This window comes from Williamsia sp. CHRR-6, from assembly GCF_018474015.1.
GTDB lineage: Bacteria > Actinomycetota > Actinomycetes > Mycobacteriales > Mycobacteriaceae > Williamsia_A.
Map to the genome: position 1 here is coordinate 576533 of NZ_JAHCSG010000002.1, position 13240 is coordinate 589772.

Annotated in this window: 12 protein-coding genes; 6 read left to right on the forward strand and 6 right to left on the reverse strand. The window is 65.4% G+C overall.

All coding sequences use genetic code 11. The annotated features are described in order from the left end of the window. Positions 1 to 34 precede the first annotated feature (34 nt). From KIK15_RS08610 to upp, 6 genes are all read left to right on the forward strand, one after another. Positions 35 to 1018, forward strand: a complete 984-nt coding sequence (locus tag KIK15_RS08610) for an ABC transporter permease (protein ID WP_214243752.1) — start codon at positions 35 to 37, stop codon at positions 1016 to 1018. Beyond that, positions 1018 to 2016 carry an ABC transporter permease gene (locus KIK15_RS08615; protein ID WP_214243753.1) on the forward strand — a complete coding sequence of 333 codons (999 nt, stop codon included), beginning with the start codon at positions 1018 to 1020 and terminating at the stop codon, positions 2014 to 2016. The genes KIK15_RS08610 and KIK15_RS08615 overlap by 1 nt, the downstream gene beginning before the upstream one ends. Beyond that, a complete protein-coding gene (locus KIK15_RS08620) occupies positions 2013 to 4091 on the forward strand; it encodes an ABC transporter ATP-binding protein (protein ID WP_214243754.1) in 2079 nt (692 codons plus the stop codon). Before KIK15_RS08615 ends, KIK15_RS08620 begins: the two co-directional genes overlap by 4 nt. A 77-nt stretch (positions 4092 to 4168) precedes the next feature. Next, positions 4169 to 5869, forward strand: a complete 1701-nt coding sequence (locus KIK15_RS08625; protein ID WP_214243755.1) for an ABC transporter family substrate-binding protein — start codon at positions 4169 to 4171, stop codon at positions 5867 to 5869. Positions 5870 to 5979: 110 nt separating this feature from the next. Beyond that, on the forward strand, positions 5980 to 7227 hold the full coding sequence (locus KIK15_RS08630) for an MFS transporter (protein ID WP_214243756.1): 1248 nt from the start codon (positions 5980 to 5982) through the stop codon (positions 7225 to 7227). A gap of 57 nt (positions 7228 to 7284) precedes the next feature. Beyond that, entirely contained in the window at positions 7285 to 7908 is a 624-nt protein-coding gene (gene upp / locus KIK15_RS08635) for a uracil phosphoribosyltransferase (RefSeq protein ID WP_214243757.1), read from the forward strand. Between the two features lie 36 nt (positions 7909 to 7944). Here the strand turns inward: upp and KIK15_RS08640 are convergent, their stop codons facing one another. The 6 genes from KIK15_RS08640 to KIK15_RS08665 all read right to left on the reverse strand — a co-directional run bounded on the left by KIK15_RS08640 (position 7945) and on the right by KIK15_RS08665 (position 13240). Continuing rightward, the gene (locus KIK15_RS08640; RefSeq protein ID WP_214243758.1) at positions 7945 to 9090 is read right to left on the reverse strand and encodes a thiolase family protein; all 1146 of its coding nucleotides are present in this window, start codon (positions 9088 to 9090) and stop codon (positions 7945 to 7947) included. Next, entirely contained in the window at positions 9087 to 9494 is a 408-nt protein-coding gene (locus KIK15_RS08645; RefSeq protein ID WP_214243759.1) for an OB-fold domain-containing protein, read from the reverse strand. The genes KIK15_RS08640 and KIK15_RS08645 overlap by 4 nt, the downstream gene beginning before the upstream one ends. 20 nt (positions 9495 to 9514) lie before the next feature. After that, positions 9515 to 10309 carry an SDR family NAD(P)-dependent oxidoreductase gene (locus tag KIK15_RS08650; RefSeq protein WP_214243760.1) on the reverse strand — a complete coding sequence of 265 codons (795 nt, stop codon included), beginning with the start codon at positions 10307 to 10309 and terminating at the stop codon, positions 9515 to 9517. A 78-nt stretch (positions 10310 to 10387) separates the two neighbouring features. After that, positions 10388 to 11176 (reverse strand): crotonase/enoyl-CoA hydratase family protein, encoded by a 789-nt coding sequence (locus tag KIK15_RS08655; protein WP_214243761.1) that lies wholly within the window; start codon positions 11174 to 11176, stop codon positions 10388 to 10390. Between the two features lie 179 nt (positions 11177 to 11355). Next, entirely contained in the window at positions 11356 to 12039 is a 684-nt protein-coding gene (locus KIK15_RS08660; protein WP_214243762.1) for a TetR/AcrR family transcriptional regulator, read from the reverse strand. A gap of 61 nt (positions 12040 to 12100) precedes the next feature. Next, a complete protein-coding gene (locus tag KIK15_RS08665) occupies positions 12101 to 13240 on the reverse strand; it encodes a CaiB/BaiF CoA-transferase family protein (protein ID WP_214243763.1) in 1140 nt (379 codons plus the stop codon).

A 13240-nucleotide genomic window follows, 5' to 3' on the forward strand; every position in this document is an offset into this window, starting at 1 on the left:
GAGCGATCGACATGACAAGGAGCTCGCCGCCGGCGTGATCAAATATCTCCTGCGCAGAACGGCTGGATGGCTCGCGATGATCTTCGTGGCCACCAACGTGACCTACTTCTTGGCCAGCGCATTTCTGAGTCCACGGTCGAACTATCAGGAGCGCAGACCGCCCTTGCCCGAGGCGACCATCAGCGCCAACCTCGATCGGTACAACCTCAACGACAAGGTCAGCATCTTCACCCGGTGGTGGCGCTGGATCAGCGACATCGCGCTGCACTGGGACTGGGGCAAGTCCCCGGTCGGTGAGTCGGTCAACGACCAGATCAGCTTTCGCGCCTGGAACAGCTTCCAGTTGGTCATCGGCGCCACCGTCATCCTGTTCATCGTCGGCGTCTCCCTCGGTGTGTACGCCGCGGTTCGCCAGTACAGCGTCAGCGACCGGGTGTTGCAGTTGGTCGCCAACCTCACCTATGTGCTGCCGGTGCCGGTGGCCGCCACGCTGGCGGTGCTGGGTGCGATCGCCCTGAACAAGCAGGTCGGCAGCACCGTGTTCTTCGTGACGGGATCGTCGAGCCTCGGGGTCTCCGGATTCTTCGACACCGCAGTGGACAAGATCCAACACCTCACGTTGCCTTCACTGGTGCTGATCGTCACCGGCTACGCGGGCACCCAGATCCTGCAACGGTCGCTGCTGCTGGACACCCTGAGCACCGATTACGTGCGGATGGCGCGTGCCAAGGGCCTCACCCAGTCGCAGGCGGTGCGTAAGCACGCCCTGCGCACGGCGCTGATCCCCACCGCCACCAGCGTGGCCTTCTCGGTGCCCGCCGCCTTCACCGGCGCCGTGTTGACCGAGTCGATCTTCGCGTGGAACGGGATGGGCAGCTATTTCATCCAGACCATCAGCAAGAACGACGTGCACGGCGTGGTGGCCACCGCCGCCTTCGGTGCCGCGCTGACCGCGGTCGGGGCGATCCTGGCCGACTTCCTGCTGGTGTACCTCGATCCACGAATCCGGGTGAGTTGATGTCTGAGAAATACGACGCCCCAGGCGATCTGGCCACCAGCGCCGCCCCCGGTCCGGTCGGCGACCTCGCCGCATCGACGGCCAGCGCGTCGAGTGCAGCGGTCACTTTCCGCCGGTTCCTCCGCAACAAGACCGCGGTGGCCGGGTTGGTCATTTTCGCTGTCATCCTGCTGTTCGCACTGTTCGGCGGGTTCCTCACCAGCTGGGACTACAAGACGAACGACTTTGCCGCACTGGGTGTCTCACCCGGTACCGGCGATCACATCCTGGGTACCAACGACGGCGGGATCGACCTCTACGCGTCGATTGTTCACGGTCTGCAGCGCTCGATGGTCATCGCCTTCCTGGTCACCATCGGCACCACGATCATCTCGACGCTGGTCGGAACCATCGCGGCGTACCTGGGCGGTCTGACCGAGCGGATCAGCCTGCTGGTCATCAACTTCATGCTGGTGGTCCCGTCGCTGCTCATCCTGGGCCTGGTGGGCAAGCGTTTCGGTGGTGACTGGAAGGCGCTGATCGTGGTGCTCATCATCTTCGGGTGGCCATTTCAGGCGCGCATCACCTGGTCGCTGGCGCAGTCGGTGGCGGCATCGGACTTCGTGCGGGCCGCCAAATACATGGGCTTGGGACCGTTGCGCATCGCGGTGCGCCACATCGTGCCCAACATGTCGTCGCTGATCATCGTGAACATCGTCTACGGCGTGGTCTCGACGATCATCGCTGAGACGTCGTTGTCGTTCATCGGTTTCGGTGTGCGGATACCCGATGTCTCACTGGGATCGTTGTTGGCCCAGGGCACTGCATCGGTCACATCGTCGCCGTGGCTGTTCTACTACCCGGCGTTGGTGTTGACTCTGCTGACCATGTCGTTGTCGCTGGTCGGCGACGGATTGCGGGACGCCTTCGATCCCACGTCCTCGGGTAGGGGAGTCCGGCGCAAGAAGCGGGTGAAGACCCCCGCAAGGGTGTCGATCGCCAAGGGGGACAAGTCATGAGCGCCACGCCATTGCTTTCGGTGCAGGATCTGCACGTGTCGTTCGATTCCGAGGCCGGTCGGGTGGATGCGGTGCGCGGGATCAGCTTCGACCTCGCCCCCGGGGCTTGTACGGCCATCGTCGGTGAGTCCGGGTCGGGTAAGTCGGTGACGTCACTGGCGGTGATGGGGCTGCTCCCCGACACCGCGGAGGTGTCGGGATCGGTGGTGTTCGACGGCCAGGAGTTGTTGGGGCGCACCGACAAACAAATGACCGCTATCCGCGGGTCGGAGATCGCGATGATCTTCCAGGATCCGCTCTCCGCGCTCACGCCGGTCTACACGGTGGAGTACCAGATCATCGAGGCGCTGCAGGCGCATCGATCCATCAGCAAGAAGGCGACCGCCGCCCGAGTGCTTGAGCTGCTGGAGCTGGTCGGCATCCCCAACCCGGCCGCGCGAGCCAAGGCGTTTCCCCACGAGCTGTCTGGCGGTATGCGGCAGCGCGTGGTCATCGCGATCGCGATCGCCAACGACCCCAAGCTCATCATCGCCGACGAGCCGACCACCGCCCTGGACGTGACAATTCAGGCCCAGGTGATGGACCTGTTGGCCACGCTGCGCCGCGAGACCGGGGCCGGGCTGATGTTGATCACCCACGACCTCGGGGTGGTGGCCGGCGCGGCCGACGACGTGGTGGTGATGTACGCCGGACGTGCGGTGGAGCGGGCGGACGCCCACGAGCTCTATCGGTCACCGCGCATGCCGTACACCGTCGGTTTGCTCAGTGCGATCCCTCGGGTGGACCAGGAACGGGTGACCGCGTTGGCGCCCATCGTCGGTAATCCGTTGATTCTGATCGACCTGCCGGTGGCGTGCCCGTTCCACCCGCGGTGCCCGGCCGCGATCGACGAATGCCGTTCCGCTGAACCGCAACTCGCTCCGGTCGCCGGTGGTCCGGAGCATCTCGCCGCCTGCTTCCGGTCCGGCGAGATCGCCGGCGACGGGCAACTGGACGGCTCCGACATCTTTCCGCCGGCGACGTTGCCCGACCCGGTGGTCGCCTCGGATCGGGCGGCCCGCGAGACCGTCTTGGATGTGCAAGGTCTGACCAAGACGTTCCCCATCCTCAGCGGGCTGCTCAAACAGCGGGTGGGCACGGTGTATGCGGTCAACGACATTTCCTTCGACCTGAAGGCCGGTGAGACGCTGGCCATCGTGGGGGAGTCGGGATCGGGCAAGACCACCACCCTGCTGGAGGTGTTGGCCATGGAGCCCACCACCGACGGCACGGTGATTCTGGACGGCCAGCAACTGAACACGCTGAGCCGCAAGCAGATCCGCGAGGCGCGCAAGCGGGTGCAGATCGTCTTCCAGGACCCGATGGGGTCGTTGAACCCGCGGATGACGGTGCAGGACATCATCTCTGAGCCGTTGCGCGCCTTCGGGTACTCCGGCGAGAAGATGCGTGGGCGAGTTCGTGAGCTGATGGAGCTGGTCGGCCTCGACCCTGCGCACGCCCCACGGTTCCCGGCTGCGTTCTCCGGCGGGCAGCGCCAGCGCATCGGTATCGCCCGCGCGCTGGCCATCAACCCCAAGCTGGTGGTGCTCGACGAGCCGGTGTCGGCATTGGATGTGTCCATTCAGGCGTCGGTCATCAACCTGCTCGACGAGCTCAAGCGCAAGATCGGTGTCTCGTATCTCTTCGTGGCCCACGATCTCTCGGTGGTGCGACATCTGGCCGACCGTGTGGCGGTGATGTATCTCGGCCGGTTCGTGGAGGTCGGTGACACCGACTCGGTGTTCACCGATCCGCAGCACCCGTACACGCGAGCACTGTTGTCGGCCATCCCCATTCCCGATCCGGAGCTCGAGCGGACGCGTGACCGGGTGGTGCTTGAGGGTGACCTGCCCAGCCCCACCGACGAGATCAGCGGGTGCAGCTTCCACAACCGTTGTCCGTTGCGCAAGACGCTGGATACAGACCAGCAGCAGCGGTGCAACACCGAGATCCCCACCGACGCCGTGATCGCACCCGATCACGTCGCCGCCTGCCACTTCGTCGAGATCCACTCGGCGGCAACCGAGACGACGTGATGGGCCCCCACCGCGCCGCAGCCACCCCAACCGACGTCTCCTCGACGCCGCGTTCGAAAGACCTTGAAGGAGGTCGTATGTCAACCACCACCCGATGGAACAAGCAGCGATGGATGGCAGTCGGTGCCGTCGCCGTCGCGGCCACGATGGTGCTCAGCGCCTGCGGCGGCGACAACAACGATTCTGGCAAGAAGGAGACCAACCTCTCCCTCGGTGGATTGCCGCCGCAGATCAACGCCCAACCGCGCGACAACATCCAAGACGGCGGCAAGTACACCACTGCGCTGCCGGAGATCTCGCCCCAGTTCAACCCGTTCCAGGCTGATGGCACGCTGTACACCTCGAATGTGTGGCGTTGGTACAACCCGGTACTGATCAACTTCGCCCCGGATGGCAAGACTGAGGTCGACGCTGACTATCTGACCGGTTACGACAAGTCGTTGGTCGACGGCAAGACGGTGCTGACCTACACCATCAACCCCAAGGCCACCTTCAACGACGGCACCCCGATCGACTGGACGGCGTTCAAAACCACCTGGGAGACCAACAACGGCAAGAACGAGGCCTACTCGGCCAGTTCGACCGACGGCTACTCCCGCATCGTCTCGGTGGTGCAGGGCAAGGACGCCAAGCAGGCCATCGTCACCTTCGACGGTGTCTATGCCTGGCCGGACGGTCTGTTCAACTTCGTGCTGCACCCGAAGGCGGCAAGTCCGGACTTCTACAACAAGGGCTACGTCGACACCCCGCACAACGAGCTCGGTGCCGGCCCGTACCAGATCAAGAGCTACGACTCCAAGGGCGGCACCATCGTCTTCGAGCGCAACCCCAAATGGTGGGGCAACAAGGGCAAGCTCGATGAGCGGATCTACCGCGTGTTGCAGGATCAGGCCGAGATCAACGCCTTCAAGGCCGGCGAGATCGACGCCGTGGGCGTCTCCTCCAAGGAGAACCTGGCCAAGGTGCAGGGCATGACGAACATCGACATCCGCAAGTCGTCCACGCCCTCGATCGCGCTGCTGACCCTGAACACCGAATCGCCGGTGCTCAAAGACGTGGCGGTGCGTAAGGCGATCCTCGATGCCACCGATCGTTCGACCATCGCACGTGTCCGCTTCCAGGGGCTGAACTACACCGAGGAGTTGCCGGGGTCATTCAACCTCTATCCCTTCCAGCCCGGATACGAGGACAACGTCAAGGGGGTCATCGATTTCAACACCGGTGAGGCCAACAAAACCCTCGACGAAGCCGGGTGGAAGCGCGGCTCAGACGGCATCCGCGAGAAGGACGGCAAGAAGCTGGAGCTGAGCATGCCGAACTTCAGTGACTCGCAGACCATCGCTGCTGTCCTGCAGGCCTTCCAGTCGATGCAGCGGGCCATCGGCGTGAAGATCAACATCGTGCCGAAGACCGGCCCTTCGGATTTCTCGGATGTCATGAGCAAGAAGTCTTTCGACGTGTTGTTCTCCGGGTTCTCGGCGAGTGATCCGTTCGGCTACGCGTACTTCTGCCAGGTGTACTGCTCGGATTCGACGCTGAACAAGTCGGGAGCCGGCACCAAGGAGTTCGACGCGAAGATCAAGGCGGTGGGCAACATCGCCGATCCGGCCAAGCAGATCGCCGAGGGCAACAAGCTGGAGCGAGAGCTTATCGGCACCTACTCCATCGTCCCCTTGTACAACGGCCCCACGCAGCTCGCGGTGAAGAAGGGATTGGCCAATGTCGGTGCTGGCCAGTTCTACACCGCACAGGTCGAGAACATCGGCTACCAGAAGTGATGTGCCACTGACCAACTGAGAAACCTCGGATCGGCGGGTGGGTTGCGCACAGGTGCGTGACCACCCGCCGATCTGCTCGTTCCAGAGGCCAGGTGTGAAGGCGCGGAATTGTGTTCAGACTGGGGCGACCGTTCGCATACTTCTATGCGGCGTTCGTATGTTCGGGTTTCGGCGACGCGTTCCGGGTGATCGCGGTGGCGGTGTGGTTGTTCGAGGCAACCGACGGTGCCCCGCTTCAGCGTTTCGCTGTCGTTCTCCTGGCCACGGTCCCCGGTCTGGTGCTCGGCGGATTCGCCGGTATCGTGGCGGATCGGTTCGACCGCTTCACCGTCCTCGTGACGGCTGATGTGCTGCGGGCATTCGTCGGAATCGGACTCGCCGTCTGCGCGGGCATGGATGCACCGATCCCCGCGATGATTCTCCTGACCACGGGCACTTGTCTCGGCGTCTTCTTCTCCACCTCGGCATTCGCGGCAGTGCCCACGCTGGTCGAGGCGTCGCGACTCCCGCGCGCCAATGGACTGATGGAGACCAGCAGTTGGGTACTCCAAGCGGTAGGCGCATCGGCTGGATCATTGGTGCTCACCTACCTTCACGCGCCGGTCGCCTTTCTCATCGATGGCGTGACCTTTCTGGTCTCCGCGCTGCTGCTGACCAAGGTAAGAAGCAAGATGTCGGCCAACAAGCTGGTGCTCCCCGAGGACTCGGAGCGTCCGATCACGTCGGATGACGCTGTGCCCAGGGTCCGGACCTCGGTGGTGGACGACCTGTTGGAGGGCTTGCGGTTCATCTGGAAGAACCATCAGATCCGAGCGCTGCTGTACGCAAGTTACGGTGTCGGTTTCCTCGTCGCGTGCACCAGTTTCGGGCTCATCTTTCTGATCGCAGATTCTCTGGATCAGCCGCCCGCATCGCTGGGATATGTGATGGCCTTCAACGGTATCGTTGCCACGCTGAGCGCGGCGGTGGCCACCGTCACCTTGAAGCCGAGCCACTACGGCGCGGTCTTCTCCGCCTCCATCCTCGCTCTGGTGATCGCGCAGGTGACCATGGGAATCTCGCCGAATGTCATCTGGCTGTTGGCTGGAGTCGCGATCAGCGCGGTGGCCAATTCCTACTACAACATCTCGGTCACCACGCTCTACATGAGCCTGGTGCCGAACTCTCACCTGGGACGCGTGGAAGGTACCGATGTGGCGATCGACAGTTGCGTCACCATCCTGGGGTACGGGTTCAGTTTCGTCGTCGTCGCGTTCTTCGATGCGCGGTGGCTGTTCGTGGTCTCCGGGGTGTTGGCCATTCCTGCGCTGATCGTGACGGTGCGCCAGATCTCGCGGGTCGACATTGCATCCGGGTGATGCAGCGGTCGGATGTGTACCAGGAGGTATTCGTCGGCCCAGATGTAGGGTTTGCCCATGGATGTCACCGTCGTCGAACACCCGTTGGCGCGTACCCGGCTGACCACCCTGCGCGACGAACGCAGCGACAACGCCTCGTTCCGTGCGGCCCTGGCCGACCTCACCCAGATGCTCATCTACGAAGCCCTACGTGACGCGCCCGTGCAGGAGCGGCCGATCACCACCCCGGTGGCCCCGACAATCGGTGTGTCCCTGGCCAATCCGCCGCTGCTGGTGCCGGTGCTGCGGGCCGGACTCGGGATGGTCGATCAAGCCCACGCCATGGTCCCCGAAGCCCACGTCGGTTTCGTTGGCATCGCCCGCGACGAACAGACCCATCAGCCCGTCCCGTACCTGGAATCCCTACCCGACGACCTCACTGGCACAACGGTGTTCGTGCTCGACCCGATGCTGGCCACCGGCGGATCCATGCTGCACACCATCGAGTTGCTGGTGGCCCATGGCGCCACCGACATCACCGCCGTCTGCGTTGTCGCCGCCCCCGACGGGGTGCAGGCGTTGCGTGACTCCGGACACCCCGTACGCCTGGTGACCGCCGCCGTCGACGATCACCTCAACGACGACGCCTACATCGTGCCCGGACTCGGCGATGCCGGTGACAGACAGTTCGGACCCCGCTGAGTCACCAGAGCCGTCTCGCCAGGGGTCCGGCTGGGCTCACTGGCCCTGCAACACGTGGGTGACGCACACCGCGCCCAGGCCCACCATGTGAGCCAAACCGGTTCGTGCCCCGGCGTGTTGACGGGCACCGGCCTCTCCACGGATCTGGGTGGTGATCTCGCCGATCTGGCCGACCCCGGTGGGTCCGATCGGGTGACCGGAACCCAACAGCCCACCCGAGGTGTTCACCGCCACCGTGCCACCGCGCGCGAAGTGACCACGCTCGAGTGCAGCGGCCGCCTCACCCTCGCCGACCAGCCCCATGGCCTCGACGTACTGCAGTTCCTCGATGGTGAACGCGTCGTGTAACTCCACCAGGTCGAGGTCGGCGGGTGTGATGCCCGCCTGCTCGTAGGCAATCTCGGTGGTGGTGCGGGTCAACTCGGCGTCAAAGCTCTTCGCGCCGTACAGCTCCTCGCTGCGCTGCACCGAGGCCAGCACGCGAACGCAGCGGGATCGATCGATCCCCAACGCGTCGATACCGTCGTCGGACACCACCAGCACCGCAGCCGCGCCCTCGCCGACAGGGCAGCACTGCAGCCGGGTGAACACCCCGGAGATCACCGGTCCGCCCAGGACATCGGCCAAGCCGTAAGCCTTGGGCCGCTGAGCGTTCGGGTTCAGTGCCGCGTTGGAATAGTTCTTCACCGCCACCCCCGCGACCTGTTCGGCGGTGGCGCCGTAGGTGTTCATGTACTCGTCGGCGAGCAGGGCGAAGTGAGTGACCGGCGCGACGTAGGACCCGGAGAGGTCGGGCACCCCCGACCGAGTACCCGCGGGTGGGATGGGTGCCGGCTTGTCCACGCCCAACGCCAGGGAGACGTCGCTGTAGCCTGATGCGACATCCAGGCAGGCCAGACGGAAGGCCGACGAGCCTGAGGCGGAGGCGTTTTCCACCTGGGTCATCGGAATCCCGGTGACGCCGAGGTGTTTGAGCATCGGGCGCGATGCCGCCATCCCGAGCATCGAGGTGCCGGTGTAGGCGCTCTCTACGGCGGGCCAGGTGAGACCGGCGTCGGTCAACGCTTGGCGCACCGCAGTCAGCCCCAGTTGGACATAGGGTGTGGCGCTGGGCTTCTGGTATGGGTGCCAGCCCACACCGGCGACATACACCGGACGTTGTCGAGCCAGGGTGACAGTCATGGTTGCTCCTTGGATGCGAGTGCGAAGCGCAGCTCTGCGGCGCGAACTTCGCCGCGGTCCACCACCACGGTGATCGCCTGGACGCGATCGCCGACCGAGGCGGTGACCCCGTCAGCGAGCACACCACGGATGAGTGGGCCTTCGTCGAGTTCGATGGCCGCCACGGTGAACGGGGTCGGGATGTCGGCCGACGGGTGATGATGGACCTCGGCGCGGGCGGTGACCGTTCCGGTACCGGCCAGATCGATGGCGGTCAGTTGATCGCCGTAGGCGCCAGTTGCCTCGGACCCGTACTGCTGAAAAGGGAAGAACACGTTGCCGTCTGGGTCGGTGAGACCCTTGAGAACGGGCGTCCCGGAATCGTCGACCGAGTACAGCTCTGGTTGCGCGGATGTGAGAGTCATCGTCAGTTCCTCGCCTGTGCTCAGAGCGTGAAGGAGTAGCCGCCGTTGACCGGGATGGTCTGACCGGTGATCCAGCTCGACGCTCCCGACGCCAGGAAAAGCACCATGTTGGCGGCGTCTTCGGGCTCACCGAACCGACGCACCACGTAGCTGGAGAGCACCTTCTTGGCGAAATCCTCGTTGCCCATGGCTGCTTCGGTGGCCGGGGTGCGGGTCGCTCCGAGGGCAACCGCGTTGGCGGTGATGCCGAATCGTCCGCCGAGACGCGCCATCGATCGGGTGAACCCGGCGGCCCCGGCCTTGGCCGCAGAGTACGACTCCATGCCGTTGATCTCCCCGACCCGGCCGGCGTCGGAGACGACGGTGATCAGTCGGCCGTACTTCTTGGAGATCATGTGCGGGAACACATGTCGGCTGGCGTTGAGCACGCCGTGCAGGTTGACGTTGAGGTAGGGGTTCCAGTCGGAGGGGTCCTGTTCCCAGAACGGCTTGGGTGCACTGTTGGGCGCCTCGGCACCACGGTTGCCTGCGTTGTTCACCAGGATGTCGATGGGACCCAGCTCGTCTGCGGCGGCGGCGATCGCGGCACCGAATCCCTCGAAGTCACCCACGTCACCCACGGCGGTGGTGGCGTTCGCGCCGGCGGCCCGCAGCTCTTCGACGACGTTCTTGGCGCGTTCGGCGTCGAAGTCGTTGACCACCACCGACGCGCCGTTGGCGGCGAACTGTAGGGCGATGGCGCGTCCGACGCCCTGGCCGGCGCCGGTGATCAGCGCGGTGTGGCCGGTGAGGTCGAGGATGTTCTCGGTGGACATGGTGACTCCTTTGTCAGGTGGGGCAAGCGATGGTCGAAGCGATCAGAGATATGGAGATGAATTGGGGCAGAGCCGGTGTCAGCGTCCCTTCCACTGGGGCGCCCGCTTCTGGGCGAACGCGGCGAGGCCTTCCTTGAGATCCTCGGAATCCATGACGGGTTTGGCGTAGACCATCTGCTCGGCCCAGCCCTGTTCGTCGGTCCACTCGTGGGCGTGGGCGAGGATCTGCTTGCTGGCGATGACCGACAGCGGTCCGGCGGCGGCGATGTCGCCGGCCAGCTCGAGTGCGGCGTCCACCGCCCCACCGACCGGCGTGATCCGGCTGACCAGCCCCAGTCGGTGGAACTCGCTGGCGGGCTGCGGCTTTCCGGTCAGGGCAAGCTCGACGGCCACGTTGTGGGGGATGCGCTTGGGAAGCCGGAACAGGCCGCCGCCGACCGCGATCAGACCGCGCGCCGCTTCGGGCAGTCCCATCCGCGTGGCCTCGGTGGCCACGATCAGATCGCAGGCCAGGCACAGCTCGAAACCGCCGGCCAAGGCGTCGCCCTCGACGGCGGCGATGATCGGCTTGGTGGGCGGCTGGGCCATGATCCCGAAGCCACCGCGCCTCTCGGTGGACCCATAGTCGCCGACTGCGGCGGCCTTGAGGTCCTGGCCTGCGGAGAAGGTGGGTCCGGCCCCGGTGATCACCGCGACGCGCAGGGTGGAATCGTCTTCGTAGGCGTCGAGAGCCGCCTCGAGCGCGTGTGCGGTCGCGCCGTCGAAGGAGTTGCGCCGCTGTTCACGGTTGATGGTGATCAGCAGGATGCTCTCGTCTGCGCCGCGGCGCTCGGTGAGGATCAGATCAGAAGATGGCGTCGTCGACATCGGGGCCTCCGGTTGGTTGTCGGGGATTCGGGTGTGTCAGGACAGGATGGGATCGGGGTGCCGGGCCCGGGTCGAGGAGAACGAGTCCAGTGACTCCCGTCACGCTATTAGCTTGTTGAGTGGCAAGCAAGTAAGTTGGCCGAACTGTGACCACCGGCTCTGCCACCGGTCGGTGCGGCTCAGGAACCGAGATGACCCGAGAGATAGCCGCGCACAAGTTGTTTGGTCACGTCGGCGATGTGCCGCAGATCGAGGCCGTCGTCGGTGAGGTGTTGCAGCGCCACCCCGCGCAGCGTTCCCTCCACGATCACGGCGAGATCGGCAGCCCGGTCGGTCGGCTCGATCTCGCCGTCGGCCACCGCCTGGTCGATCCAGCTGATGACCATCTCGCGGATGAGGGTGTTGTTCTGCGCCACGGCCGAGCGCAGACCGGGGGAGGATGTGAACGCCTCCACCTGGAGCACGAACATGGCCCGGGCGTAGTTGGGCCCGTCCAGGCCGGCCAGCCGATCGGGCAGGAAATACTGCTCGATCAGGTCGTCGATCGCGGCGAGTCCGCGTGCGTGCGGTCCGCCTGACGCCATCTGCGCTGTGACCCGTTCTCGGATGGCGGCGATCACCTCCACCATGCACTGCTCTTTGGAGCCGAAGTGGAAGGTGACGAGGCCGCGGCTGAGCCCGGCCCGCTGCCCGATCTCCACCAGCGTGGTGCGGTTGTACCCGTTGGTTCCCACGAGATCGATTGCTGCGGAGATGATCTTCTCCCGGGACTCCGCCGAGCGGTCGGCCTGGGACCGACGATCACCGCCGCTACGCCCCCGCCGCGTCGGGGCAGGGGTGGCGCGCGCGGTGCGGTCAGGCATCATGCGAGTGTAGTTCGCACGCATACCCGTCCGCTCTTCACTGATCGGGTGGGCGCTCATCTCAACCCACCGTGGCCGTCGAACGCAGGGGTGCTCGGTCGGTGGCCGACCACTGCGCCACCACATCAGCAGGCGTCGATGCCGACGGGGCGTCGGCACTGGGAACCGAGGGCTGCGATCGCGAGAACCGTGGTGCCGGAGCGGCTTGTGCCACACCGTCGACGGTGATCACCGCATCACGCTGCGACTGCTGAGGGTGGCGCGCCGACTCCTCCAGGGTGAGAACAGGTGCGACGCAGGCATCTACGCCGGCGAAGGCCTGCTCCCACTCGTTCATGGTGCGGGTGGCCACGATGCCGGCGAACCGCTCGGTCAGTTCGGCCCAGTGGGTGTGATCGTTCTGCTCGGGCAGCTCGGCAGGGTCGAGACCGAGCCCGATCACGAACTCGCGGTAGAACTTCGGCTCGATGGCCCCCACCGACAGATAGCGGCCGTCGGAGCACCGGTAGGTGCGGTAGTACGGTGTGCGGCCCTGGCTGATGGCGTCGAGCAGCGGGCCCACCGCCGGCGACGCCTTGGCCGTCCACTGCATCTGCAGCAGGATGCCGCTGCCGTCGAGCATCGCGGCGTCGACCACCTGCCCGCGGCCGGAGATCACTCGTTCCAGCAGCGCCGACAGCACGCCCACGACCAAGAACAGTGAGCCGCCGCCGAAGTCGCCCACCAGATTTGCCGGTGGCCGCGGTTGTTCACCGGGCGGGGTGATGGCGTCGAGTGCGCCGGCTAGGGCGATGTAGTTGATGTCGTGCCCGGCGCGATCGGCCATCGGACCCGACTGACCCCACCCGGTCATCCGGGCGTAGACCAAGCCGGGGTTGTCTGCGGACACCTCGTCGGGACCTAGGCCCAACCGTTCCATCACCCCGGGACGGAATCCCTCGATGAGGACGTCGGCCACGCGTATCAGCTCGCGCACGGCGGCCACACCGTCGGCCGACTGCAGGTCGAGCTCCACCCATCGGCGTCCCCGCTGCATGGGGTCCGGGGACGGGCGGTACCCGACTCGGGTCACACGGACCACGTCGGCGCCGAGGTCGGACAGGATCATCGCCGCATGCGGACCAGGACCGATGCTGCCGATCTCGATGACACGCAGGCCGGACAGCGGTCCGCCGGTACCGGGTGTTGTCTCAGTTGCCAT

Bases quoted from the DNA above. Each gene is read 5' to 3' on its own strand.
- KIK15_RS08665 (WP_214243763.1), bottom strand. From the start codon at position 13,240: ATGGCAACTGAGACAACACCCGGTACCGGCGGACCGCTGTCCGGCCTG.
- upp (WP_214243757.1), top strand. From the start codon at position 7,285: ATGGATGTCACCGTCGTCGAACACCCGTTGGCGCGTACCCGGCTGACC.
- KIK15_RS08655 (WP_214243761.1), bottom strand. From the start codon at position 11,176: ATGTCGACGACGCCATCTTCTGATCTGATCCTCACCGAGCGCCGCGGC.
- KIK15_RS08615 (WP_214243753.1), top strand. From the start codon at position 1,018: ATGTCTGAGAAATACGACGCCCCAGGCGATCTGGCCACCAGCGCCGCC.
- KIK15_RS08660 (WP_214243762.1), bottom strand. From the start codon at position 12,039: ATGCCTGACCGCACCGCGCGCGCCACCCCTGCCCCGACGCGGCGGGGG.
- KIK15_RS08645 (WP_214243759.1), bottom strand. From the start codon at position 9,494: ATGACTCTCACATCCGCGCAACCAGAGCTGTACTCGGTCGACGATTCC.
- KIK15_RS08620 (WP_214243754.1), top strand. From the start codon at position 2,013: ATGAGCGCCACGCCATTGCTTTCGGTGCAGGATCTGCACGTGTCGTTC.
- KIK15_RS08625 (WP_214243755.1), top strand. From the start codon at position 4,169: ATGTCAACCACCACCCGATGGAACAAGCAGCGATGGATGGCAGTCGGT.
- KIK15_RS08650 (WP_214243760.1), bottom strand. From the start codon at position 10,309: ATGTCCACCGAGAACATCCTCGACCTCACCGGCCACACCGCGCTGATC.
- KIK15_RS08640 (WP_214243758.1), bottom strand. From the start codon at position 9,090: ATGACTGTCACCCTGGCTCGACAACGTCCGGTGTATGTCGCCGGTGTG.